Below are 25203 nucleotides of genomic sequence, written 5' to 3' on the forward strand. Positions count from 1 at the left end.
GACAGGTCCTCAGCGCCAGTGGACTGCGCGGACCCACGAACGTTCCTTGCTTCGGTCACACTGCCCCTTTTGGCCGTCTCCTACGGCCTCAGGGTAGGGCGAGGCGCCGACACGTCAGCCCTTAGCCATACGCTGCAGATGTGCCTCGTACGTCGCGGAAGCGCCCCAGCGAGCTGACGCCAGACTGGCCCTCAGCACCGTCCGACGTGCTTGCCGGCGAATATGCGCGTCGCTTCGCGGTCCGGCTTCGGGAAGTCATCGGTGATGGCAGCGTTCGCGCGGTAGGTCGGACCGCCGGCGTCGCTCCTGGAACTCTTCGCACGATGATGGAGGGCCGCACCTGGCCGGACCTTGAGACCATCGCCAAACTCGAATCATCACTCGGGGAAGTGCTCTGGCCAACCGCCTCAGAAGGAGTCCGTTATCGCGCTAGCGTCAGTGGCGGTTCCTGGTGGCAGTCCGCCCTGCCTGGACCCGAAGTTTGACCCTGCGACGAGCCCATCGAAGCTAGATGTCCGGACGAAGACCCGGTAGCCCGAGGCAGGCCTCCTCAGCCTCCTGTCCATCTTCACGACCGCGGTATCAGCGCTCGGGCGGCAGTCCTCGTCGTCGTCCTGTTCGTCATCGTGCTCGGGCCGATTCTCGCGTCGATCGTCGGCCTCCGCGCTCGGGTAACGGGGTACGAAACTGGTTGAGCTCGAGCGAGATCCCGCCGACCCCGGGCGACACGAGAAAGGTCCCGGCATTGCGCCGGGGCCGGCAGCTGAGCCCGTACCCACGGCATCCGCACATATCTCACCCGTGAACCTCAGATGGAGTGAGAAAGACCACTTCGCGCGCCGCGTCCGTGAACATCGGCGGTGGGTGCAAGCCGGAATCATTCGCCGGTGGCGCGAAGCCCCCAAATATCAAGGCGCCGTGGCACCGCCTCTGGTCCGTCTCCTCTGCCATGTAGATCTCGAGCTCTACGGGCCCCTGTGGGATGCCCTGACCGACGCCGAACCTCAAGCGGCCCATCTTCTCCTCGAGACCGTCGAGCCCCTACCGATACCCCGTGCCCTCATCCTCACCGGGGGCTTCATCGAGCACTGGGGTGACCGCGGCCCGGCACTCGTAGCCGGCGAAATCGGCAGCGTGACCCGCGCGACACGGACCGTTCTCGCCCTCCTCGAAACCCGCATCACCGACGCTCACAGCCCCGCCGACGCCCATCTCCGTGCCGCCATCCGCGGCGCCGCCGAAGCGGTCTCTGCGGAGTTCACGGAAGCGGCCCGGAAGCACGAGCGGGCGGTGGAAGTCGTCGAAATGGTGAGTGCTGGTGGGAATGCGGCGTATCAGGCGGCGGCGGAGCTACTCAGCCGGGAGTGAGCGGCTACGGAAAATCCACCACGCCGCTCTCACAAAGAAGCCGAAACATCGTGGGCGCCGGGGCCGCGGCGCCCACGACCACCACGTTGCTGTCGGGAGCGACTCCCGCCGGCGGTTGCGTATATAGCAGGTACAGCGTGGGAAGCCGAGGGCTCCAGAAGGAGACTGCGACCAGTGTGTGCCGGGGCGCGTAGTACGCGGCCCGCTCATCAGCGGCTCCGGTGTACGGCCTTGCACTTGCATTCAGTACCGACGCTCCGCTGCCTGGCATGCGGACGTGACCGGAGCAGCAAGAGTGGTGGCGGTGAGCCCTGGGAAAGCATGTGCCAGCACAGCAGCCGACAGCACATGCTCATCCACACTGAAGAAAGCCCGGTCAGGGCCAGCAGGAAGGGTCAAATGCAGCAACGGCACAATGCAGGTATGCGCGGATAGACCGGAGTGGGTGCAAGCAAGTCTGACCAGGGCTTTCTCTGGCATCTCCCGGAGGTCCCGCTGGTTCCCGCTCCCGCGCATAGGAGGAGAGCACGCGAACGCGTGCCCCGGCGGCCACCTGGCGGCCGGGACACCTCACACAGAAAACCACCATCGTGACCGCCACTGTCCTCCCTCTCCCAGACCTCGTTTCCGATGTCGACGTCGCCGCCCTCCTCGGTGTAAGCCCAAAGACGCTCGCCAACTGGCGCTCCGCCGGAGTCGGCCCGTCCTACTTCAAGATCGGCGGCCGTGTGCGCTACGACCGGGCCGTCATCCTCACGTGGCTTGACGCTGCGCGGGTCGCCTGATGGGGCGGCAGAAGCTCCCCGCCGGGCAGCACGGTGAAATCAGCACCACGGAAGTGGCCGCGGTACGCGGAGATGACGGGCAACTCCTGCAGAGGAAGTATGTCGTCGCGAAGACCCGTCTCGGTGTAGCTAGGGGGCCCTCCAAGCAGATCGAAGCGCGAGGTGCAACCGCGGGTGCGGCTCGGCGCGCCCTGCAGGCGAAGCTCGCCACGCTCAAAGCAGAGCTGGAGCAGGAGCCCACCGGGCCAAGTGGTCCCACGGTAACCGAGCTCGCAGAGAAGTGGTGGGCGATGAAGAGCGCAGGGCGCCTCGCCGAAAACACGCGTCTGGCGTACCGCGATGTCATCGACCGACTGATTCTGCCCAAGCTCGGGGAAACACCGGTGCGGGACGTGCGCGCCGACGTACTCGCCAGCTGGCTCTTCGAAGAGCGCCAAGTTCGCCGTGTGCAGGCTGAGCACGCTCGTACGCTGCTTAATCAGATGCTCGGCGCTGCGGTGGCGTGGGAGTGGCGTACCTCGAACCCGGTCAGCGGCTTGAAACCCCTCAGCAACGAGCACCCCAGGGCTGACCCCCGCGACGACGACGAGCGATGGCTCGGGTCGGCGGACCTCGAAGCGCTGCGCGAGGGTCTCCGCGGGATGCGGCAGCGGTCGTACGTGCCAGCCATGGTGGAGCTGATGCTGGGCCTGGGCCTCCGTATCTCCGAAGCGATTGCGCTGCAGGCCAGGGATCTCGAGTGGGAGCATCCAGATGGAGTCCTCGTACACATCCGGCGCGCCGTAATCACCCCCGCATACGGCCAACCGTTCCTTCAGGCTCATACGAAGAGCGGCCCAGACGGCGCCCGCGCTATATTCGCACCGCCTTTTGTCGTCGAGATTCTCGGGAACCTCGCCTCGGCTGCTCGGCCCGAAGGCTTCCTTCTCGTGAGCCGTGACGGCGGAATGGTGAGCGCTCGCAGTGCGCGTACTTCTCTCCGCACGGTGCGCGAGCGGGTGGGCCTCCTGCGGTTGACGCCGCATACCTTCCGCCGGACCGCCGGGCGGGCGGCCGCGGACGAAGGTGGCGTGGCTGCCGCTACCGCCCTTCTGGGTCACGCGAGCGAGGCCACCGCGACGGAGTCTTACCTGCCGAAGGCGAGGAAGGCACCCGCTGACGCGCGAGCAGCCCTGCAGACGCTCGCCCCGACGCAAACGCCGACCGATTGACCCCGCCCCGACGAAGCGGTTGCATCCACTTGGATGCAGCCGCTTTTTCGTGCCGGAGCGGCGGTCATAAACGTTGAGTAAACGTTGACCTGGGTGGAACTGGGGGTTGCGGACCCCCGTACTTCCGCTTGTTTGTGCCCCTGGAGGGACTCGAACCCCCAACCGTTTCCTTAGGACGGAACTGCTCTTCCATTGAGCTACAGAGGCTGGCCCGACCACTCTAGCGGCGGAAGCCCTGCAGGAACGCGTGCAGTTCGTCGACGAACAGGTCGGGCTGCTCGAACGGCGCGAAGTGCCCGCCGCGGTCGAGTTCGTGGTGGAACACGAGGTTCGTGGTGCGCTCGAGCCACTCCCGCGGCGCCCGCACGATGTCGCCGGGGAAGATCGAGAAGCCGGACGGCACCTCGACCCGTCGCTCCAGCTGCTCCGCCGGGATCGCCGCGTTCGCGTGGTACATCCGCATCGCCGACCCGATCGTGGCGGTGGCCCAGTACTCGGTCAGCAGCGCCAGGACCTCGTCGCGCGTGTAGACCGACCACAGGTCCCCGCCGCAGTCGCTCCACGCCCGGAGCTTCTCGACGATCCAGGCCGCGAGACCCGCGGGTGAGTCGTTCAGCCCGACGGCCGCGGTCTGCGGCTTCGTCCGGTGCAGCATCGCGTAGGCACCCTCGGCGGTGCGCCACCGATCGGTCGCGGCGACGAACTCCCGCTCGGCCCCGGACAGCGTCGACGGGTCGAGGCCCGGCCAGGCGAGCCCGCCGTCGATGCGGTGCACGGCGACGACCCGGTCGGTGTGGTCGAGCGCCAGGTAGCGGGCGACGTGTGTGCCGATGTCGCCTCCGGACACCGCGAATCGCTCGTACCCCAGGTCCGTCATCAGCGTCGCCCACATGCCGGCCACCTGCCGGGCGTCGAGGACCTGCGGCGGCGCATCCGAGAAGCCGTACCCGGGCATGTCCGGCACGACGATGTCGTACCCGGCGGCGACGAGCATCGGCAGCACCTTGCGGTACCGCCACCCGGAGTCCGGCCAGCCGTGCGCGAGCAGGACCGGCAGGGCGTCGGGCTGCGGAGCGCGAGCGTGCAGGACGTGGACGCCGATGCCGTCGACGACGACACGGCGCGAGGGCAGCGCGGCGAGCTCGGCACGGTGCGCGTCGAAGTCGAACCCGTCGGCCCAGTACTCGACGAGCGGGCGCAGGACGTCGAGGTCCACGCCGAGCGACCAGCCGACCCCGGCGGGTGCGTCCGGCCAGCGCGTGGCGCGCAGCCGCGCGCGCAGGTCGTCGATGGTCGCGCCGTCGATGTGCGGTGTCTCGCCCATGCGGCCGACGCTACTCAGCGCCACCGACGCAGATGGGCGAGCGGGGACTGGGCCGCTCCCCCTGGCGGACCGACTGCATGTCCGCACAGGCCGTGACGAGCCTCCCGGCGGCGTTCACCTGGCGGACACCCGCGCATCCTCTGCCCGCAACGGGGTGCGTCGACGCTGGTCGGACCGCGCCGGTCCCGGCGCGACGGCACGTACCCAGGAGTCCCATGATCTCGCTCGTCTGCCTCGACATGGCAGGAACCACCGTCGACGACGGCGGCGTCGTCCTCGACGCCTTCCGCACCGCGCTCACCGACGTCGGCCTGGAGCGCAGGAGCACCGAGCACGACCGCGCCGTGCAGTACGCCGTCGACACCATGGGCCAGTCGAAGATTGCCGTGTTCACGGCGCTGTTCGACGGTGACGGTGTCCGCGCCGAGGCCGCGAACACCGCCTTCGAGCGCGCCTACGCACGAACCCTCGACCGCGGCGTGCGGCCGGTGGACGGCGCCGTCGAGACGCTCGTCGCACTCCGCGCAGCGGGGCGACGGATCGCGCTGACCACCGGGTTCTCGCCCGCGACGCGCGACGCGGTGCTCGACCTGCTCGGCTGGCGGCCGCTGGTCGACCTCGCGCTCTCGCCCGCCGACGCCGGACGCGGGCGCCCGTACCCGGACATGGTGCTCACCGCCGTGCTCCGGACCGGCACCGACGATGTCCGTGACGTGGCGGTCGTCGGGGACACCGTCGCCGACCTGCTCACGGGACACCGCGCCGGCTCCTCCGTCGTGGCGGGCGTGCGGACCGGGACGCACCAGGACGCCGACTTCGCGACGGTCGCGCACACCCACGTCCTCGACTCGGTCACCGAGCTGCCGTCGGTGCTCGCCGAGGTCGACGACGCAGCTGCCACGGTGTGACGACCACGTGACGACCTCACCGGTGCCACAGGCCACCGGGGCCGCACCGTTCGCGGGCGTGGTCGGATGCTCCGCGACTGACGGTCTCCCTCAGCCGAGGACCGTCGGTGCGATGCCGAGGCCGGTCGTCATGCCGATGCCCGTGGTGACCGTCACGACGTCGACCCCGGGGACCGGCTGGTCGATGAGGAACTCCCGCCCCGGGGCCGAGGCGTAGACGCCCTGCCACCGGTCGACGACCGAGACCGGCGCACCGAACAGCCGCTCGGTCTCGGTGACGAGCAGCCGGAAGCCGTCCTCGTCCTGGAACGGCGGCGCATCGACCCCGCGCTCGTGGGTGTCGCCGACGATGACGCTGCCGTCCGGCGGCGACGTGTACATCTGGTTGAGGTCCCAGCGGATCCCCTCGGGCAGGTCGGCGGCGAGCCGGTCCCGCAGGGCAGCCGCTCCGGGCATCGCGGCGAACCCCGAGTAGCGCAGCAGCGACCACCCGGTCAGCAGCGGTGTGGCGAGCGGGAAGGCGAGCGGGATCGTCGCACGCAGCATGTGGAGCCGGCAGCGGACCAGGCCGATCGACTCGGCGAGCTCCGGGAAGAGCTGGTCGAGGTCGTGGTTGGTGCAGACGACGATCCGGGTCCCCTCCACGATGCCGCGACCGGTGCGGACGGCGCCGGTGGTGACCTCGAGCACGGAGGTGCGCCAGTGGAAGGTGATCCCCTGCCCGGCGAGCCAGCGCGCGATCGCGGGTGCCGCCTCCCGGGGGTCGACCTGCAGGTCGTGCGCGAGGTGCGCGCCGCCGAGGGCCGAGCCGGGGTCGACCGGCACCGCCGCTGTGATCTCGGCCGCGTCGGCCAGCCGCAGGTCCGCGCCGGAGTCGCGGTACTCCTCGAGCACCGCCAGCTCCTCGGGACGACGGGCGACGACGTGGGCACCGCGTTCGCGGGCCGTGAACCCGGCGAGCTGCGCGAGTGCGAGCCAGCGGCGGCGTGCTTCCTGCGCGTACCCGGCTGCCTCCCCGGTCTGCGGGGTGACGCAGGCGTGGCCGAAGTTCCGGACGCTCGCCCCCACGACCGCGCCCGCACGATCGACCACCGCGACCCGGGCGCCCTGCAGGAGCGCCTCGTAGGCCATGCCGAGCCCGACGATGCCCGCGCCGACCACGACGACGTCGTACCGTTCGGTCAGCGGCTGGTGGTCCTTCTCGGTGTCGAGGGAGGTGCGTGCGGAGCGGGGCATGGTGACCTTTCGGGCTGAGCGAAGCGCCGGTCCGGTGCGGACGTCGCAACTGTCGCAGGCAACCGGTGGGGCGGGGTTCCGTCCCGGTGCACACGGCGTGGACGGCAGGTGAAATCGATCGGTCCCTGTCCCGACAGCCCGTTCAGGTCAGGTGGTCGCGGCGCCGCCCGACGGGCGTTGCAACCGGCGGACGGGAGGCCCGTGGCGGCGTCGCCACGGGCCTCCCGTCCGCACATGGTGCGCAGCAATGGTCGGGTCGACCTGACCGACCCGACCATTGCTGCTCACGAAGCGTGACCCGACGGCCGCTACGCGGCCACGAGGTACTCGTCCCACTCCGCCTGCGGGCGCTCGATGCCGCGCACGACCCACGAGGACCCGTGCGGCACCTTCGGCGGGAACCGGAGACGCCACCCCATCTCCTGCGGGGTGCGGTCGCCCTTGGTGTTGTTGCAGGCCAGGCAGCAGGCGACGAGGTTCTCCCACGAGTCCTGCCCACCGCGCGACCGCGGCTGCACGTGGTCGATGGTGGTGGCGTGCCGGCCGCAGTAGGCACAGTGGTTGCCGTCCCGACGCAGCACACCGCGACGGGACACCGGCACGAGCCTGGAGTGCGGGATGCGCACGTAGCGGGTGAGGATGATGACGGACGGACGGTCGTAGCTCGACGTCGACCCGGTGACGGGGTGTTCGACGTCGGCGGCGACGATGGCGGCCTTCTGGTTCATGACCAGCACGAGGGCTCGTCGGAACGAGATCACCGCGAGGGGCTCGTAACCGGCGTTGAGGACGAGAGTGCGCATGGGTTCCCTTCCGACGTGCCTGGACGGCTTCCAGGCGCTGCGGGTGCGTCGGACCGACGACGCGAACGGGTGAGGACGACCTGTTCACACCCCTGGAACCACGAAGAGCACCACCCGGATGGGCAGTGCTCTCGTCATGCAGGGGCGTGCTCGTGCACGCAGGCTGTGCTCGACCATATGTCGACGCGCGCGCGCCGACCCATGGTGCGGGTCGTGCGGAACATCGACATGAGGGTCTCCTGTTCGCGCCGGTGCGGACCGGTGCAGCGTCAGGTTAACCCAGAAACCGGCCCGGCACGAGGGTGTGCGGGCCGGTTCCGGTGAAGTTCACACGCCGGAGGGGCAGTGGTCGCTAGATGCCGAAGCGGACGATGTGGTAGTCGCTCGTCCAGATCGGACGGATCTGCACGGTGCCACCGGGCTTCGGGGCGTCCATGATCATGCCGTTCCCCATGTAGAAGCCGTCGTGCGCCTCGTTGTTGAAGATGACGACGTCGCCGGGCTGCGCCTCGGACTCGGGGATCGTGGTGCCGGCCTGGTCCTGCAGCGGCACGGAGTGCGCGAGGTTGATGCCGTACTGGGCGTACACGAACATGATGAAGCCGGAGCAGTCGAAGCCCGACGGGTCCGCGCCACCGAAGACGTACGGGGTGCCGATGTACTGCTTGCCCGTGGCGACCACGGCCGGCAGCGAGAACGGGGTGTCGGCGGCGGACGAGCTGGCCGCGTACTCGGCGGCGGTGGGCCCGGTGTACGAGGAGTACTGCTTCGCGGTCGCGGCGCGGGCGGTCTGGGTCTGCTCGGCCTGCTCGGCGGCTTCCTTCGCTGCGGCAGCCTGGTCGGCGGCGGCCTGCTTCGCGGCCTTCTCGGCGTCGAGCGTCGCGGTGGACGTCGCGCCGAAGCCGTCACGGCTCGTGTCGGCGAGCGCCACGGCGTCGGAGACCGACAGCTCCTGGCTCTGCGTGGCCCGGACCTGACGCTGGGCGTCGGCGACGGCGGTCGAATTGCTGGAGGTCGTCGCGGCGAAGGCCGGGGCGACCGCGACCGTACCGAACATGCCGGCGGCCACGGTGAGGACGACCGGCGCGAGGAACTTGCGCTTGCGCGACGAGGAGCTGGCCTTCGCGGTGCTCGCGGCTGCGGCGGCCTGCGCGGCACGACGACCACCGGGCAGCGGGGCGGAGCGCACCGGCACGACCTTGCGGACCGGGCGGCCCTCGGTCTCGCGCACGGCCCGCCGGGTGAGCGGGGCGGTGGTGGCGTTCTCGGTGTTCGTCGGGTTCGCGGGCGTCTGGTCGTCCGCGGCGGTACCGGTCTGCGTCAAGAGGTGTGTCTCCAACGTCTCGTCATCACGCCGCCGTGGGTGTCCGGCGGTGAGCAACCCCATCCGTTCGTCATCGTTTCCGATCGAGGCAGGAGACGGGTTCGAGACGTCCTGCCACGGGTCTCCGGCTCAGGGGCAGCGCGGCGACTCGGACGAGTGTACGGAAGCGTCGTTACCGAGTCGAGACCAAACGCCCCGCAGGTAACGAAACGGTAAAGACTCTCAGGAACGACCAGGAACGGTCAGCCGCGTTCGATGTAGACGTGCTGCGCGACCTCGATCGGCAGCTCGATGCCCGAGTCCTCGCCCTCGACGCGGACCGCGACGTAGGCGCCCGCACGCTGCACGCTCGCCATGCGCCCGGGCATGACCCCGGCGGTGCGGAGCTGGTGCAGGAGTTCCGGTTCGAACTGCACGGGCTCGCCCAGGCGTCGGACGACCCCGGTCGTGACGGCGTCGGTGCCCTCGGTCGCGGCGACGATGTTCTGGACGCCGTCGAGGAACCCGGCGGCCGCGGGGCCACCGATCTCGGCGAGCCCGGGAATGGGGTTGCCGTAGGGGGATTCCGTCGGGTTGCCGAGCATCTCGAGCAGGCGGACCTCGACCTGCTCGCTCATGACGTGCTCCCACCGGCAGGCCTCGTCGTGCACGAAGGCCCAGTCGAGTCCGATGACGTCGGCCAGCAGGCGTTCGGCCAGGCGGTGCTTGCGCATCACGTGCGTGGCGCGGGAACGTCCCTCGTCGGTGAGCTCCAGGTGCCGGTCGCCGGAGACGACGACCAGGCCGTCGCGCTCCATGCGGGCGATGGTCTGCGAGACCGTCGGGCCCGAGTGTCCGAGGCGCTCGGAGATGCGCGCGCGCAGCGGCACGATCGCCTCTTCCTCGAGGTCGAGGATGGTGCGAAGGTACATCTCCGTGGTGTCGACGAGATCGGTCACGGTCCGCCTCTCATGTCTGGGCCCAGCGCCGACCACACTACTTGTTCGCACCGACGAACACCGACCGGCACCCGGGTGCACGTGAGAAAGGGTCATCCGACGCGGTGGACGGGTGGGTCGAACCCTCCCCGTCCGGCCGGTACACGGGCTCGGGCAGGCGGATCGTCGTCGGTAGGATCGGTGCATGGCAGACATCGTCATCCCGGCCGAACTCCTCCCCACCGACGGTCGCTTCGGCTGCGGTCCGTCGAAGATCCGCGGCGCCCAGCTCGAGTCCCTCGTGACGCGCGGCGCCACGATCCTCGGCACCTCGCACCGCCAGAAGCCCGTGAAGGACCTGGTCGGTAGCGTCCGCTCCGGTCTCGCCGACCTGTTCCAGGTCCCCGAGGGCTACGAGGTCGTCCTCGGCAACGGCGGCTCGACCGCGTTCTGGGACGCCGCCGCGTTCGGCCTCATCGAGCGCCGTGCCGAGAACCTGTCCTTCGGCGAGTTCGGGTCGAAGTTCGCCAAGGCCGCAGCGGCCCCGTGGCTCGAGGCGCCGCACGTCGTCGAGGCGCCGGGTGGCTCCCTCGCTGCCCTCGAGCCGGTGGAGGGCGTGGACGTCTACGCCTACCCGCACAACGAGACCTCGACGGGCGTCATGGCCCCCGTCGTCCGCGCGACCGGTGACGCCGGCGCCCTCACCGTCGTCGACGCGACCAGCGCCGCCGGTGGTGCCCTGTTCGACGTCAGCGCCACCGACGTCTACTACTTCGCCCCGCAGAAGAACTTCGCCTCGGACGGCGGGCTCTGGCTCGCGCTGCTCTCCCCCGCCGCGATCGAGCGGATCGAGCGCATCGCCGCCTCCGACCGGTACATCCCGGAGTTCCTGTCGCTCAAGAACGCCGTCGACAACTCGCGCCTGAACCAGACCCTGAACACCCCGGCGATCTCCACGCTGCTGCTCCTCGACGAGCAGGTGCGGTGGATGAACGAGTCCGGCGGCCTGGCGTGGGCGGACCTCCGCACGAAGACCTCGTCGTCGACGATCTACGACTGGGCCGAGGCCAGCGACTCCGCGACCCCGTTCGTCACCGACCCCGCCGCGCGCTCCCAGGTCGTCGCCACGATCGACCTCGACGACTCGATCGACGCCAAGGCCGTGGCCGCGACCCTGCGTGCGAACGGCATCGTCGACACCGAGCCGTACCGGAAGCTCGGCCGCAACCAGCTGCGCGTCGCGACGTTCACCGCGATCGACCCGGACGACGTCGCGAAGCTCGTGCGCGCGATCGACTTCACGATCGACGCCCTGCGCTGACGTCGGGGACACCCGCCGGAACGAGGACGGGCCCGGCACCACCCGATCGGTGGTGCCGGGCCCGTCCTCGTTCCGGGTGGGTCAGGCGCGGTGGAAGCCCGGGTCGGCCTCGCCGGCGTCGAGCTGGTCGACCTCGAGATCGGCGTCGGGCTCGAACGGCTGCACGCGGCGGGCACGGCGACGACGGGGCGGCTGCGGGGCCTCGTCCTCGGGGGCCGAGGCGGCGGCGGTGTCGCTGTCGGTGTCGCTCACATCGGCGAGGGCATCGACGTCCACACCCTCGATGTCGTCGTCGTCCGACTCGTCGAGGTCGTCCTCGTCGGCGTCGAACTCGTCGTCATCGTCGTCGTCCGACTCGTCGTCGTCCTCGTCGTCATCCGCGTCGTCGTAGTCGTCGTCCTCGTCCGAGTCCTCGTCGTCCTCGTCCGAGTCCTCGTCGTCGTCCTCATCCGACTCGTCGTCGTAGTCCTCGTCGTCCGAGTCCTCGTCCGCCGCGTCCTCGCCCTCACCCTCGTGCTCCTGCGCGGCCCGGTACTCGGCCAGTCGCTCGGACCACGGCACCCACTCGGGCGCGACGAGCGAGCCGTCCCCGGGCATCAACTCGACCTCGAGCACGGTGGGTTCGTCGTCGCCGATCTTCGCAACGCTGACGGTCCAGCGCCACCCGGGGTACCCGGGCAGGCGGTTGGCGAACAGGACGGACACGACGCCGTCCCCTTCGTCCACGGTGCCGACGGGTGCGCCGACGGTCGACTCCGGGGTGACCTCGAGCAACGCCTCGCGCGCCAGGTCGGTGTAGTCAACGGACGCTGCGTCGGTGGACACGGCGTCAGTGGACACGGCGTCAGTCGACGCTGCGTCGGGAGCCGTCTCGGCCCCTGCTGTCTCGGACTCGGTCATGGGGTCACGCCTCCAACTGGTCTGCGACGTGCCGCAGGATGGCGGCGATGCGATCGCCGTTCTTCGGGTAGCGGCCGTGGCGGAGGTCTCCGCTGATCCGGTCGAGTTCCTTCACCAGGTCCTCGACGATCACGGCCATGTCGTCCGCGGAGCGACGGGTCATCCGCGACAGCGACGGCTGGGGCTCGAGCAGCCGCACGGACAACGCCTGCGACCCCTTCTTGCCCTGGACGACGCCGTACTCGAGCCGCGTGCCGGCCTTGACGGTCACGACGCCGTCGGGCAGCGAGGACGCGTGCAGGAACACCTGGTCGCCGTCGTCTCCGGTGATGAAGCCGAAGCCCTTGTCGTCGTCGTAGAACTTGACCTTGCCGGTGGGCATGCGTGGACTCCTCGAGGTCGTGGTACGGCCGTGGTGCGTCGGATATCCTGGGTCGATGGCCAAGCCGACCCGATCAACCGGGAACCCGCAGGACTCCGCAGAACCCCCGGTGACGTTCAATCGTACCGAACGCGCTCTGGCGTTCATGATCGGTGGGATCATCATCCTCGGCCTGCTCTGCTTCGTCGCGATGATCATCATGTGGCTCACCGCTCCCAGCGCCCAGGGTGCGATGCCGTGGCCGGTGGTCATGGCGATCCCGCTCTTCGGCTTCCCGATCGCCATGGTGCTGGTCTTCACGCTCCTCGGCATCACCTGGACACGTCGCGCACGAGCGAACCGGACGGCTCGCTGACGTCCGCCCCGGACGCTGGCACCGGACGATGACGACCACCGCCGACCTCGCCGCCCGACTCCGGGCGATGCCGGACGATGCGCTCGAGCGCCTCGTCGCGGCGAGGCGACTCCCCACCGCTGCACTCGCCGAGACCGGCCCGCAGCGCATCACCGACTTCTTCGACCTCGCCGAGGCGCTCCGCAGCGACGACGCCGTGGACGCCGCGGTCGAGCACCTGCCGCGCGCCACGATCCTGGCGCTGCGTGACGGCGGCGCCGTCGACGCGCTCGGCCCCGCGATCGAGCTCGGCCTCGCCGACGAGGACGGCGCGGTCGACGACGCGGTCGCCGCACGCGTGGCCGCCCACCCCGACCTCACCTCGCTCGACGAGCAGCCTGGAGGCCCGGAGCAGGTCCGCCCCGCTGCTCCCGCTCTCGACGCCGCGGCACTCGAGCGTGCGCGCACCACCGGCGCGGAGCAGGCGTTCGCGACGATGACGGTGCTCGCCGAGCTGCTGCGGGCGGTCGACGCCGGCGCCGTCCGCGAACTCGTCAAGGGCGGGATCGGCATGCCGCTCGCCCGCACCCTGGCCGAGCGCATCGGCACCGATGCCGAGCTCGTCGCCGGTCGCCTGGCGCTGCTCGACGGCATCGGGTTCGCCGACCCCGACACCGGACGCTGGATCGTCACCGACCCCGGGCACGCGTGGTTGCTCGCGAGCTGGCCGGAACGCTGGGTGTCCCTGGTGGCCGCGTGGTCGGACACGCTCCCGCCCGCCGTGCACCAGGTGCTCGAGCTGGCCGACGGGGACCTGCGCGACCTCGTGCCGCTCGGTCGGTGGGCGTACCCGGCGGGGTCCCGCTGGCTCGACGCCCTGCTGCTCGACGTCGCCGGCACCGCGGCGTCGCTCGGCCTGGCGGTCGACGGCATCGTGACGAGCACCGGTCGGGCGCTCCTCGACGGCGACGCCGAGCAGGCCGCCGACGACCTGCCGGGCACCGTCGAGCGGGTCTACCTGCAGCACGACCTCACCGTCATCGCACCGGGGCCGCTCGCGCCGGTGGACGACGACGCCCTGCGCACCGTCGCCGTGCTCGAGGCACCGGGCCTCGCGGCGCGCTACCGCATCTCCGAGGACACCCTGCGCGCGGCGTTCCGGGCCGGACACTCCCGCGACGACCTGCGGTCCCTGCTCGGACGGCTGTCGGCCACCGGGATCCCGCAGCCCCTCGCCTACCTGATCGACCAGGTGGCCGGACGCGACGGCAGCATCGTCGTCGACCGGGGGCCGGGCGGCGTCGGGACCGAGGTCCGCGGCACCGCCGACCAGCTCGACCTCGTCGGGGTGGACGCCGAGCTCCGGCAGCTCGCGTGGGAGCGGCCCGACCTGACGACGCTGACCACGCGCTACCCGCCGCACGTCGTGCACACCGCGCTCGAGGACCAGCGCTACCCGGCCGTCCTGACGACCGCAGCCCGCCCCGAGGCGCACCACGGGCCTCCCGGCCGACGCAGCCCCACCGGACGCTCGCCGGAACAGTCGGCGCACGCACTCGTCGAACGGCTCCGCCTGACGACGCAGCGCGGCGACGCGGAGCCGGAGCAGGAGTGGCTCGGTCGGCAGATCGACCTGGCCGTGCGCGGACGCACGCCGATCCGTGTGACCGTCCGGATGCCGGACGGCTCGGAGCGGCCGTTCTCGATCGTGCCGACCTCGGTCGCGGCCGGACGCGTCCGCGGGCGGGACACGGCCGTCGACGTCGAGCGCACCCTGCCGCTGTCGCTCGTCGTGTCGGTCGAGAGCGACGCCTGAGCCGCGCGGTCACCCGCACGCAGGTGCCGACGGCTAGGCTGGCAGGTCATGAACGGACCGCTGATCGTGCAGAGCGACCGCACCGTGCTCCTCGAGGTCGCGCACCCCGACGCCGAGGACGCACGCCACGAGCTCGCGGCCTTCGCCGAGCTCGAACGCGCTCCCGAGCACGTGCACACCTACCGGATCACCCGCCTCGGACTCTGGAACGCGCGCGCCGCGGGCCACGACGCCGAGGCGATGATCGACACCCTGGAACGCTTCGCCAAGTTCCCCGTGCCGCAGAGCGTCACGGTCGACATCCGCGACACGGTCTCGCGCTACGGACGACTCGTGATCCGTCGCGAGGAACGACCCGACGCCCCCGTGATCGCGAACTCCCCCACCGAGGAACTCGAGCGGCTGCCGCTCCTGCTCCTCACCGCCGAGGACCCGTCGGTGCTGGCCGAGGTCATCCGGTCGAAGCGCATCAAGCCGCTGCTCGGCGACATGCGGTCCTCGACCGAGGTCGAGCTGCAGCCGTGGGCGCGGGGACAGATCAAGCAGGAGCTCGTGAAGCTCGGCTGGCCGGCGGAGGACCTGGCGGGCTACACCCCGGGCCAGCCGCACCCGATCGACCTGGACACCGCCGAGTGGCACATGCGGCCGTACCAGGAGCAGGCCGTCGACACGTTCTTCGCCCAGGGCTCCGGCGTCGTCGTGCTGCCCTGTGGCGCGGGCAAGACGCTCGTCGGCGCGGGCGCGATGGCGACCGTCAAGGCGACCACGCTCATCCTCGTGACGAACACCGTGTCGGCGCGGCAGTGGCGCACCGAGCTCCTCAAGCGCACGACCCTGACGCCGGAGGACATCGGCGAGTACTCGGGCAGCGTCAAGGAGATCCGGCCGGTCACGATCGCGACCTACCAGATCCTCACCGCCCGCCGGAAGGGCGAGTACACGCACCTGTCGCTCCTCGACGCCCTCGACTGGGGGCTCATCGTCTACGACGAGGTGCACCTGCTGCCCGCGCCGGTGTTCAAGCTGACCGCCGACCTGCAGGCCCGCCGACGCCTGGGCCTGACGGCGACGCTCGTGCGCGAGGACGGCCGCGAGGGCGACGTCTTCTCGCTCATCGGGCCGAAGCGGTACGACGCCCCGTGGAAGGAGATCGAGGCGCAGGGCTACATCTCGCCGGCCTCCTGCTACGAGGTCCGCATCGACCTGCCGCACCAGGACCGCCTGGAGTACGCGGCGTCGAGCGACGACGAGCGCTACCGGCTCGCCGCGACGTCCCCGGCCAAGACCCCGGTGGTGCGGGAACTCATCGAGAAGCACCGCGGTGAGCAGATCCTGGTGATCGGGCAGTACATCGACCAGCTCGACGAACTGGCTGCGTCGCTCGACGCCGCGGAGATCACGGGGGCGACCCCGGTCGACGAACGGGAGCGGCTGTACGACGCGTTCCGGTCCGGCGAGGTCGACGTGCTCGTCGTCTCGAAGGTCGCGAACTTCTCGATCGACCTGCCCGATGCGACCGTCGCCATCCAGGTCTCCGGCTCGTTCGGATCGCGGCAGGAAGAGGCACAGCGGCTCGGCCGACTCCTCCGCCCGAACAAGGACGGCCTGCCCGCGTCGTTCTACACGCTCGTGGCCCGGGACACCGTCGACCAGGACTTCGCGCAGAACCGGCAGCGGTTCCTGGCGGAGCAGGGGTACTCGTACACGATCCTCGACGCCGACCAGGTCCAGACGCCCGTGGGCTGACGTACGAACCGCTCTCAGGAAACCCCGAGGGAACAGTCAGAAGATAAGACCATGAGCGATGGCCCCAAGATCCTGATCGTCGACGACGAGCCGAACATCCGCGACCTCCTGACGACCTCGTTGCGCTTCGCCGGCTTCGCCGTGCGTGCGGTGGGCAACGGAGCACAGGCGATCTCCGCCGTGCTGGAAGAAGAGCCGGACCTCATCATCCTCGACGTGATGCTGCCCGACATGAACGGCTTCGGTGTGACCAAGCGCCTGCGTTCCTCGGGCTACACCTCGCCGATCCTGTTCCTGACGGCGAAGGACGACACCGAGGACAAGATCACCGGCCTCACCGTCGGCGGCGACGACTACGTCACGAAGCCGTTCTCGCTCGACGAGATCGTCGCCCGCATCAAGGCCATCCTCCGTCGCACCATGAACGACGAGGAAGACGCGATCATCCGCGCCGGCGAGCTCACGATGGACCAGGACACGCACGAGGTCACGATCGGCGACGCCCAGATCGAGCTCTCGCCCACCGAGTTCAAGCTGCTCCGCTACCTGATGCTCAACCCGAACCGCGTGCTGTCGAAGGCGCAGATCCTCGACCACGTGTGGGAGTACGACTTCAACGGCGACGCGGGCATCGTCGAGAGCTACATCTCGTACCTGCGCCGCAAGCTCGACCAGTACTCCGCCGAGCCGATCATCCAGACCAAGCGCGGCTTCGGCTACATGCTGAAGGCGTCCAAGGCTTCGTAGCACCATCACCTCTTCACGGCGGTCGTCCGGTTTCACCGGGCGGCCGCTGTCTATCGTTGGGGCAGCATGCACACGCGAATGAACCACTGGTGGGACGGGATCTCCCTGCGCACCAAGATCACCGGGATCACGGTGCTGCTCGTCGCGCTCGGATTGCTCGTCGCCGGACTCGGCACGATGACCGTGCTGTCCACCTACCTCATGCAGCAGCTCGACAACACGGTCAAGCAGACGACCGAACAGCTCGAGGGCCAGAACATCAGCGACGGCGAGCAGTACTGCAAGCTGTCCGTCGTGGTGTCGCAGAGCGCCTACGTCGCCGCGTACGACGCCGACGGCGACCGGATCTGCCAGACGAAGGCGTCGAGCCGGCCCGACGTCCGCGAAGCCACCCTGGTCGAGGCCTCGCAGGCGAACCAGCGCATCTCGCTCTACGACAGCCAGCACAACCACGAGTGGCGTGCGCAGATCATCCCGGCGTCGCTGCAGAACCAGTCCGACGGCACCACCGAGACCGGCTACGTGCTCATCGCGGTCTCCAGCGCCGGCACCGACGAGACGATCGGCAAGTTCACCGCGATCTTCCTCGGGTTCGGCGCTTCGGTCATCCTGCTCGGCGCCATGCTCACCCGGCTGCTCGTCACCGCGACCTTCGACCCGCTGCGCGACGTCGAGGACACTGCCGCACGGTTCGCCGCGGGTGACTTCAACCAGCGCCTCGAGGCCGACACCCCCAACACCGAGGTCGGCCGACTCAACCGCTCCCTCAACGTCATGCTCGAGCGGATCGACTCCGCGTTCGAGGACCGCGAGCGCACCATCGCCCAGATGCGCCGGTTCGTCGGGGACGCCTCGCACGAGCTCCGCACGCCGCTGGTGTCCCTGCGCGGGTACGCCGAGCTGTACCGGATGGGCGCCCTGCGCAAGGAAGAGGACGTCGCCCAGGCGATGGAGCGCATCGAGAAGGAAGCGCAGCGGATGGGCTTGCTCGTGCAGGACCTGCTGCAGCTCGCCCGCATCGACGAGTCGAAGCCCCTCGAGCTCGGCCCGGTCGACCTCGTCGCCATCGCCCGCGACTCGGCGCTCGACACGATGGCCTCCAACCCCGACCGCGAGATCCAGGTCCTCGTCGAGGACTCCCTGACCGGCGAGAGCGTGCCCCAGGCCGTGCGCCCATCGGCGTCGTCGTCGTCCATCGGCTCTCCGGACTCCGGCGAAGCACCGCCCGTGTCGCCCACCTCGGCGAACACCACCGGGCCGATCGCATTCTCGCGCCAGACCATCGCGCGTCTGCGGGCCCGTCGGACCCGCGCCATGAACATCGACGCCGGTGCCGCACCGACCGACGAGACCACCCCGCTGCCCACGGTCGTGCTGCCGAAGCGCCCGCCGATCGTCCTGGCGGAAGAGAACAAGATCCGCCAGATCGTCACGAACCTGATGGGCAACGCCATGCGGTTCACGGCGAACGACGACCCGATCGAGATCGGCATCGGCGTGGACGACGAGCGCGGCATGGCACACCTCGACGTGATCGACCACGGTGAGGGCATCCCGCCGCAGCTGCGCGAGAAGATCTTCCAGCGCTTCTGGCGTGCGGACACCTCCCGCGCCCGCGACACCGGCGGTTCGGGCCTCGGGCTCGCCATCGTGTCCGGCATCGTCGCGGCGCACCACGGCTCCGTCGAGGTCTTCGACACCGAGGGCGGCGGCGCCACCTTCCGCGTCTGGCTCCCCCTGCTCCCCCGCGACTTCGCCGCCTGACCCGCACGCCGGCCGCTGCTCGAGGTAGCGCTAACTGCCGCCCATCCTCCGCCCTCACGGCTTCCCGGGCGGTCACAACACCCCGTCCGACGCCGCCGAGCGGTCACCATCTGTCGTCTGCACGCTCGCTGACCGACAGTTCGTGACCGGCCGGCGCACAGCCGACGGCATGTCGTGACCGCCCGGCGAAGCGATCTTCAGCGTGGCGATCACTGCCGTCACGCTGACCGCCGACGACTTCCGACCGCTCGGACCTCGAACGCCTGGCGGAGTCGCTCGAACAACACCGCGGGTCGGTGTGCGTCCGATGCCGTCGCGTGGATCACGAGCCAGTCGTTCACCACGAACCCGTTGTCCCGTCGTTGATCGTGTCGGAAGGTGTCGCGCTCCCGGTGGTGATCGCCGTCGTACTCCAACGCGATGCGGAACTCCGGCCACGCCATGTCGACGCGTCCGAGGAACCGCCCCGCACCGTCGTGCACGTCGACGTTCAACTCCGGCTCGGGGAACCCCGTTTCGACCACGGCCAGACGGAGCCAGGTCTCCTGCGGCGACTCCGCCCCAGCCCGGACGAGGTCCAACGCGCGCCGAGCAGCGAGCGCGAAGCGTGTGCCGGGGCGGATCGACACACGGAGGTCGTCCGCCGTCGCCAGCCCGGCTGGTCCGACGAGGTGGTCCCCGATCGCGACCAGCGCGTCACGTGCGAGCACGCCGGCGCACTCGAACCACATCTGCGCGGGGACACTGACCGGGAACCCGCGGTGTTCGACGGTCCTCGGCCGGTCCAGCCGGTGCGCGACCACGCCGGGCCGACGCATCCGGCGCCCGTCCCTCGCGGTCGAGACGTGCACCGGGCCGACCGAGCGCACCGACTGCGGCAGTGGCGCACCCCAGATCGCGGCGGCGGTCGTGTGGCTGAAGAACTGGTCGGGACGCATGACCAGGGCGACGGCGTCGATGAAGTCCACCGAGTCGATCGGAGCACGCACACCGTGCACCGGGGCTGCCAGGTCGGCGCGTCGGAGCCGTTCCGGATCGATGCCGTGACCGACCGCATCGGCCACGCGGAAGGTGGATCGGTCGAACGGAGCAGGGAGGCGACGGGCAGCTGGCATGCCGTCATGGTCGTTGCGGGGCACGTGAGCCGGCCACGCGCACTCGGGACCTGTGGAGAACGAGGTGAGCCGGGCCTCCTGTGCGGGAGAGAAGACCCAGGACACGCGCAAGCCGCACGCACGAGCCGGCCACGACTCCCCGCTCCTGCGCCGGCCAACGGTCACGAAGTGTCGACTGGAACGGACCCAACCGACGGTTCCTGACCGCTCGGCGGACCTGAGCGGGGTGTTGTGACCTCCCGGCCCCGGCCCCGACCCCGCCCGCTCACCCCGCCAACCCCCATATGCAGAAGGGCCCCACACGCGCAGCGTGCGGGGCCCTTCCGTCCGGCGGACTTAGAAGTCCATGCCACCCGTCGGGTCGCCAGCCGGAGCAGCAGGGGTGCGCTCGGGCTTCTCGGCGACGACGACCTCGGTGGTCAGGAACAGACCGGCGATCGACGCAGCGTTCTGCAGCGCCGAACGCGTGACCTTGGCGGGGTCGATGATGCCGGCGGCGATCAGGTCGACGTACTCGCCGGTCGCGGCGTTGAGGCCCCAACCCGACTCGAGCTCGCGGACCTTGGCGGCGACGACACCCGGCTCGAGACCGGCGTTCAGCGCGATCTGCTTGAGCGGCGCGTCGATGGCCACGCGGACGATGTTCGCACCGGTCGCCTCGTCACCCTCGAGCTCGAGGGCCTCGAGTGCGACGGCACCGGCCTGGATGAGGGCGACGCCACCACCGGCGACGATGCCCTCTTCGACGGCAGCCTTCGCGTTGCGGACGGCGTCCTCGATGCGGTGCTTGCGCTCCTTGAGCTCGACCTCGGTCGCGGCACCCGCCTTGATGACGGCGACGCCACCGGCGAGCTTCGCGAGGCGCTCCTGGAGCTTCTCGCGGTCGTAGTCGGAGTCGGTCGCCTCGATCTCGGCACGGATCTGGCGGACACGGCCGGCGATCTGCTCGGCGTCGCCGGCACCCTCGACGATCGTGGTCTCGTCCTTGGTGATGACGACCTTGCGGGCACGACCGAGCAGGTCGAGCGTCGCGTTCTCGAGCTTGAGGCCGACCTCTTCCGAGATGACCTGGCCACCGGTCAGGATCGCGATGTCCTGCAGCATGGCCTTGCGGCGGTCGCCGAAGCCCGGGGCCTTGACGGCGACGGACTTGAAGATGCCGCGGATCTTGTTCACGACGAGCGTGGCCAGGGCCTCGCCGTCGACGTCCTCGGCGATGATCAGGAGCTGCTTGCCCGCCTGGATCACCTTGTCGACGACCGGCAGGAGGTCCTTGATGTTCGAGATCTTCGAGTTGACGATCAGGATGTAGGCGTCCTCGAAGACGGCTTCCTGACGCTCGGGGTCGGTGACGAAGTACTGCGACAGGTAGCCCTTGTCGAAGCGCATGCCCTCGGTGAGCTCGAGCTCGGTGCCGAAGGTGTTCGACTCCTCGACGGTGACGACGCCTTCCTTGCCGACCTTGTCGATGGCCTCGGCGATGAGCGCGCCGATGGTCGGGTCAGCGGCCGAGATCGACGCGGTCGCGGCGATCTGGTCCTTGGTCTCGATGTCCTTCGCGTTGGCGAGGAGCTGGTCGGAGACGGCGGCGACGGCCTTCTCGATGCCGCGCTTGAGCGACACGGGGTCGGCACCGGCGGCGACGTTGCGGAGGCCTTCGCGGACGAGCGCCTGGGCGAGGACGGTCGCGGTGGTCGTTCCGTCACCGGCGACGTCGTCGGTCTTCTTGGCGACCTCCTTGACGAGCTCCGCACCGATCTTCTCGTACGGGTCGTCGAGCTCGATCTCCTTGGCGATGGAGACACCGTCGTTCGTGATCGTGGGGGCGCCCCACTTCTTCTCGAGGACGACGTTGCGGCCGCGCGGGCCGAGCGTCACCTTCACGGCGTCGGCCAGCTGGTTCAGGCCGCGCTCGAGGCCACGGCGGGCCTCCTCGTCGAAAGCAATGATCTTAGCCATGTGGTTTTTCGTCCCTCCCGGACGTCGTCTTGGGGGTCGTGCTGGCACTCAGCGTGAGCGAGTGCCAACGCCGATTCTGGCACTCGCCGGGTGTGAGTGCAACACAGTCGGGAGGCTCGTGACGACTTCCCAGGACACGTCGCGTCCGGTGGACCCCGCACCACCGCCGCGGTCGCGCTCCCCGTACCGCTCGCCGTCCCCGCACACGACGAACGCGCCGCCCCTGACGGGACGGCGCGTTCTGGAAGTGGTCGTGCTCAGGCGGGGCGGACGGACTCTGCCTGCGGGCCCTTCGACCCGGTGCCGACGTCGAACACGACGGCCTGGCCCTCCTCGAGGACCTTGTAACCCGACATGTCGATGGCCGAGTAGTGCACGAACACGTCCTGGCCCCCTCCATCCACGGTGATGAAGCCGAAGCCCTTTTCAGCGTTGAACCACTTCACGGTTCCGTTGGCCATGATCTCTTGCTCCCTGGTACTGCAGTGCGGAACGACGTGATCGTCGTCTGCATGGGACTCTGACCGAACCCGTCCGATCAGGCAAGAGGTGTGACGTTGTTTCACGTCGATTCCGTCAGAAATCAACGTGCCCGAAACACGGCCGTCACACAATGCGCGGAAAACGCGGCGCGACGGCCCGCAGAACGACCGATCAGCCGGCGTAGTCGGCGCCGAGGACGACGCTCACGTCGGCGTTCGGGAACGCCGCCGACTGCTGCACGGCCGTGACGCCGAGCTGCTTCGCGATGCCCTGTGCGACCGCCGCCTGCGACGCCTGCTGGTAGTAGACGATCGTCGACGTGGAGCCCGTCGTACCGGCGTCACCGGTGGAGGCGACCTGCCAGCCGGCGCCGGTCAGCGCCGCACTCGCCCGGCTGGCGAGGCCCGTAGTGGTCGTGCCGTTCAGGACGACGACGGTGGTGGTGCCCTGCTGCGCCGGCGTCGCGGCCGCAGCGCTGCCCGACCCCGACCCTGCGGAGCCCGAACCAGCCGACGAGGACGCGGACGGCTTGGACGTCGCCGAGGGCTTCGCGGTGGCGGACGCCGACGTGGAGGCCGAGGGGGAATCCGAGCTGTTGAAGGAGTAGCTGCCGTTCAGCAGCGCGAGGACGAGCACCCCGATGCCGACGAGCACACCGGTGGCGAGCGCCGCCCAGGCGAAGGCGATCCAGCCACGGCCGCGACGCTGGGCACCGCGGTGCGCACCGACCCGCGGGCCGTCGGCGACGTCGTCGAACCGGTCTCGGGGGAATCTCGTGCTCATCGTTCCTCTTCACGTCCTTCGGGAGCCGCACCGGGCGCGACGAAGCTGCGCGTCGCCCGGGCGCTGGTGCGCGCGTGACGGAGCCGCTGCAGCCGGCTGACGAGCTGCGGGTCGTACGCGAGTGCCGCGGGCGAGTCGATCACGCGGTTCAGCACCTGGTAGTAGCGCGCCGCCGACATCTCGAACTCGACCCGGATCTCCGCTTCCTTCGCGCGGTCGTGCCGTGCCCGGTCCTGCTCGAACGTCAGCACGTGCTTCGCGAGCTCACTGAGCTGGTCAGCACCGAGCTGGTCAGCACGCAGCTCGTCAGCACGGAGCTCGTCGACGCTGCGTTCGTCGGTGGGGCTGGTCACTGCGGTTCCGATCACGGTCGGGTAACGGGTCTCGCACATCGTAGGGGTGGAGTCGATCCGGACCCTGGCACGGCGCTGGACTGTCGCGAACACCGGTCACAGGTTCGGCGCGCGGAACCAGCGCACACGCCGACCGAACGGGTCGGAGACGGCCACCGCGACCCCGTCGAGCGAGACCGTCGCGAACGAGTCCGGATCCGTCGCATCGACGTCGTCGGGCAGCGTCGCCGCCACCCCGCGCAGGATCCCGGTGCGTTCGAGGGCGATCCAGTGCACGCCTCGCGCTCGGATCCCGTCGACGAACCGCTGCCGGTCCGCGCCCGGCACGTAGACCAGGGTCCCGGTGGTCAGGACGACCGGTTCGACGTCGTCCGGCAGGGCGTCCAGTGCACGGTCGAGGTCGCCGGGCAGCGCGCCCCGGATCCGGACTGGAGGCACGGTGAGCGTCGCGGACGCCGCCGCCCGCATCAGGGCGGTCCGGTCCGACGCCTCGGGCGGGACGGCCTCGACCAGCCGGTCGAACGCACCGGGGACCGACAGGTCGATCGGGTTCGGGTCGAGGGCCACCCGGGCGCCGATCCTGATCGGGACGGTCGCGGGTGCGGGAACGGCCCCGGTTGCGTCCGCGACCAGCCGGACCGAGGGCTCGGCGAGCGCCGTGTGCATCCGGAGGACCGCAGCCCCGGAACCGACGCGGTAGTCCAGGGTCACCCGGTCCGGGATCGAGCACAGTCCGGCGGCGGCCCCGGCGTCGACCAGGCCGAGCGGTCGCGCGGACCGTTCGGCGAGTGCCGCGAACAGCGGGACGACCGGGGCGAGCCGCTGCGGGTCGTTGGCCTGCACCGTGGCGGAGGCGAGGGCCGTGACCAGCGCAGGGCGGGCCTCCAGGCCGAGCGCGCGCAGCGTACCCGGGTCCGACGGGTTCGCGCCCAGCTGCCGCGCGACCGCGAAGAACAGTTCCGGCTGCCGCTGCTGCTCGGGGACCTCGGCGAGGAGCGCGACCAGGGAGTCGTCGAGCGACCGTGCCCACGCGGCGTACGACGGCGAGACCGCCTGGATGCGGTCGGCGTACGCGTCGTACCGGGCGCGGGTGTCCATCAGCGTCCGGGCCGGTGCATGCCGACGTGGCGGATGCCGGCCTCGTCGTACGGCTCCCCGAACCGCACGAAGCCGTACCGCTCGTACAGGGCGGCGACGTACTCCTGGGCGTGCAGGACGAACGGGTCGTGTCCGTGTTCGTCGAGGACGGCGGCGACGAGCCGGCCGGCGATCCCCTGCCCACGGTGTCCGGGATCGGTCGCGACCCGGCCGATCACCCACGCCGGGGGCTCTGCGCCGTCGGGGTGAACCTCGTCGACTGCCGGGCGGATGAGCCGCAGGTACCCAACCGCATCGGTGTCCGTGCCGAACCACCAGTGCTCGGTGTCGGGCTCGCGGTCACGGCCGTCGAAGTCCTCGGCGGTGACCCGCTGCTCGAGCGCGAACACGCGGTTGCGCAGGACGACGATGCCGTACAGTTCGTCCGTCGTCAGACGGGTCCAGCGGGCGTGGTGCACGGAATGCTCGGACATCGTGGCGAGTTTAGTGAAGTGGTCGGGAGTGCCCGGAAGAGCCCGGCCGGAAG

24 protein-coding genes and 1 tRNA gene are annotated in these 25203 nt (G+C 70.3%); 10 read left to right on the plus strand and 15 right to left on the minus strand.

Features of this window, described 5'->3' with window-relative positions:
• Positions 1-918 precede the first annotated feature (918 nt).
• The 3 genes from DEJ29_RS15845 (at position 919) to DEJ29_RS15855 (ending at position 3364) form a co-directional block, all read left to right on the plus strand.
• Positions 919-1368, plus strand: a complete 450-nt coding sequence (locus DEJ29_RS15845; protein ID WP_111096044.1) for a hypothetical protein — start codon at positions 919-921, stop codon at positions 1366-1368.
• A 590-nt stretch (positions 1369-1958) separates the two neighbouring features.
• Complete coding sequence (locus tag DEJ29_RS15850; RefSeq protein ID WP_111096043.1) at positions 1959-2153, plus strand: helix-turn-helix transcriptional regulator; 195 nt, start codon at positions 1959-1961, stop codon at positions 2151-2153.
• Entirely contained in the window at positions 2153-3364 is a 1212-nt protein-coding gene (locus DEJ29_RS15855; RefSeq protein WP_111096042.1) for a tyrosine-type recombinase/integrase, read from the plus strand. Before DEJ29_RS15850 ends, DEJ29_RS15855 begins: the two co-directional genes overlap by 1 nt.
• A 135-nt stretch (positions 3365-3499) precedes the next feature.
• On the opposite strand, the gene DEJ29_RS15860 is transcribed toward DEJ29_RS15855, so the two are convergent.
• Together DEJ29_RS15860 and DEJ29_RS15865 are read right to left on the minus strand one after the other, a co-directional pair.
• Positions 3500-3571 (minus strand) — tRNA-Arg (locus DEJ29_RS15860).
• Positions 3572-3584: 13 nt separating this feature from the next.
• Positions 3585-4688 carry an epoxide hydrolase family protein gene (locus DEJ29_RS15865; protein WP_111096041.1) on the minus strand — a complete coding sequence of 368 codons (1104 nt, stop codon included), beginning with the start codon at positions 4686-4688 and terminating at the stop codon, positions 3585-3587.
• 215 nt (positions 4689-4903) lie between these two features.
• Between DEJ29_RS15865 and DEJ29_RS15870 the strand changes: the two genes are divergently transcribed.
• Positions 4904-5596, plus strand: a complete 693-nt coding sequence (locus tag DEJ29_RS15870; RefSeq protein ID WP_111096040.1) for an HAD family hydrolase — start codon at positions 4904-4906, stop codon at positions 5594-5596.
• A 90-nt stretch (positions 5597-5686) separates the two neighbouring features.
• On the opposite strand, the gene DEJ29_RS15875 is transcribed toward DEJ29_RS15870, so the two are convergent.
• The 4 genes from DEJ29_RS15875 to DEJ29_RS15890 form a co-directional block, all read right to left on the minus strand.
• Positions 5687-6832, minus strand: a complete 1146-nt coding sequence (locus DEJ29_RS15875; protein WP_111096039.1) for a TIGR03364 family FAD-dependent oxidoreductase — start codon at positions 6830-6832, stop codon at positions 5687-5689.
• Positions 6833-7140: 308 nt separating this feature from the next.
• On the minus strand, positions 7141-7635 hold the full coding sequence (locus DEJ29_RS15880) for an HNH endonuclease (protein WP_027466591.1): 495 nt from the start codon (positions 7633-7635) through the stop codon (positions 7141-7143).
• A gap of 352 nt (positions 7636-7987) precedes the next feature.
• Positions 7988-8959, minus strand: coding sequence for a C40 family peptidase (locus tag DEJ29_RS15885; protein ID WP_111054075.1), 972 nt, complete (start codon positions 8957-8959; stop codon positions 7988-7990).
• Between the two features lie 242 nt (positions 8960-9201).
• On the minus strand, positions 9202-9897 hold the full coding sequence (locus tag DEJ29_RS15890; protein WP_110863077.1) for an iron-dependent transcriptional repressor DtxR: 696 nt from the start codon (positions 9895-9897) through the stop codon (positions 9202-9204).
• Between the two features lie 184 nt (positions 9898-10081).
• Here DEJ29_RS15890 and serC point away from each other — a divergent pair, with 184 nt between their 5' ends.
• Positions 10082-11197, plus strand: a complete 1116-nt coding sequence (gene serC, locus DEJ29_RS15895) for a phosphoserine transaminase (protein ID WP_111096037.1) — start codon at positions 10082-10084, stop codon at positions 11195-11197.
• Between the two features lie 81 nt (positions 11198-11278).
• Here serC and DEJ29_RS15900 read toward each other — a convergent pair whose 3' ends face one another.
• Positions 11279-12022 (minus strand): DUF3027 domain-containing protein, encoded by a 744-nt coding sequence (locus tag DEJ29_RS15900; RefSeq protein WP_258376039.1) that lies wholly within the window; start codon positions 12020-12022, stop codon positions 11279-11281.
• 79 nt (positions 12023-12101) lie between these two features.
• Complete coding sequence (locus DEJ29_RS15905) at positions 12102-12479, minus strand: cold-shock protein (protein WP_017888041.1); 378 nt, start codon at positions 12477-12479, stop codon at positions 12102-12104.
• A 55-nt stretch (positions 12480-12534) separates the two neighbouring features.
• On the opposite strand from DEJ29_RS15905, the gene DEJ29_RS15910 reads away from it, so the two are divergent.
• The 5 genes from DEJ29_RS15910 to DEJ29_RS15930 all read left to right on the plus strand — a co-directional run bounded on the left by DEJ29_RS15910 (position 12535) and on the right by DEJ29_RS15930 (position 18886).
• Entirely contained in the window at positions 12535-12834 is a 300-nt protein-coding gene (locus DEJ29_RS15910) for a hypothetical protein (protein ID WP_146248408.1), read from the plus strand.
• A 28-nt stretch (positions 12835-12862) separates the two neighbouring features.
• Complete coding sequence (locus DEJ29_RS15915) at positions 12863-14629, plus strand: helicase-associated domain-containing protein (RefSeq protein WP_111096034.1); 1767 nt, start codon at positions 12863-12865, stop codon at positions 14627-14629.
• A gap of 48 nt (positions 14630-14677) precedes the next feature.
• Positions 14678-16375: a DNA repair helicase XPB gene (locus DEJ29_RS15920; protein WP_027466594.1), complete on the plus strand. Its 1698-nt coding sequence runs from the start codon at positions 14678-14680 to the stop codon at positions 16373-16375.
• Positions 16376-16426: 51 nt separating this feature from the next.
• Complete coding sequence (locus DEJ29_RS15925; protein ID WP_017888045.1) at positions 16427-17122, plus strand: response regulator transcription factor; 696 nt, start codon at positions 16427-16429, stop codon at positions 17120-17122.
• A gap of 66 nt (positions 17123-17188) precedes the next feature.
• Positions 17189-18886, plus strand: a complete 1698-nt coding sequence (locus tag DEJ29_RS15930) for a sensor histidine kinase (RefSeq protein WP_110863081.1) — start codon at positions 17189-17191, stop codon at positions 18884-18886.
• 218 nt (positions 18887-19104) lie between these two features.
• On the opposite strand, the gene DEJ29_RS15935 is transcribed toward DEJ29_RS15930, so the two are convergent.
• From DEJ29_RS15935 to DEJ29_RS15965, 7 genes are all read right to left on the minus strand, one after another.
• Positions 19105-20001 (minus strand): putative endonuclease domain-containing protein, encoded by an 897-nt coding sequence (locus DEJ29_RS15935; protein WP_146248407.1) that lies wholly within the window; start codon positions 19999-20001, stop codon positions 19105-19107.
• 336 nt (positions 20002-20337) lie between these two features.
• Positions 20338-21960, minus strand: a complete 1623-nt coding sequence (groL, locus tag DEJ29_RS15940) for a chaperonin GroEL (RefSeq protein ID WP_017888048.1) — start codon at positions 21958-21960, stop codon at positions 20338-20340.
• Positions 21961-22217: 257 nt separating this feature from the next.
• Positions 22218-22421, minus strand: coding sequence for a cold-shock protein (locus tag DEJ29_RS15945; protein ID WP_017888049.1), 204 nt, complete (start codon positions 22419-22421; stop codon positions 22218-22220).
• Positions 22422-22614: 193 nt separating this feature from the next.
• Positions 22615-23226: a LytR C-terminal domain-containing protein gene (locus DEJ29_RS15950; protein ID WP_111095641.1), complete on the minus strand. Its 612-nt coding sequence runs from the start codon at positions 23224-23226 to the stop codon at positions 22615-22617.
• A complete protein-coding gene (locus DEJ29_RS15955) occupies positions 23223-23579 on the minus strand; it encodes a DUF3263 domain-containing protein (RefSeq protein WP_349775192.1) in 357 nt (118 codons plus the stop codon). Before DEJ29_RS15955 ends, DEJ29_RS15950 begins: the two co-directional genes overlap by 4 nt.
• A 96-nt stretch (positions 23580-23675) precedes the next feature.
• Positions 23676-24677, minus strand: coding sequence for a DUF2332 family protein (locus DEJ29_RS15960; RefSeq protein ID WP_111095639.1), 1002 nt, complete (start codon positions 24675-24677; stop codon positions 23676-23678).
• Positions 24677-25150, minus strand: a complete 474-nt coding sequence (locus tag DEJ29_RS15965; protein ID WP_181422559.1) for a GNAT family N-acetyltransferase — start codon at positions 25148-25150, stop codon at positions 24677-24679. The genes DEJ29_RS15960 and DEJ29_RS15965 overlap by 1 nt, the downstream gene beginning before the upstream one ends.
• Between the last annotated feature and the right edge of the window lie 53 nt (positions 25151-25203).

The organism is Curtobacterium sp. MCPF17_021 (assembly GCF_003234605.2).
In the GTDB taxonomy this organism is placed as follows: domain Bacteria; phylum Actinomycetota; class Actinomycetes; order Actinomycetales; family Microbacteriaceae; genus Curtobacterium; species Curtobacterium flaccumfaciens.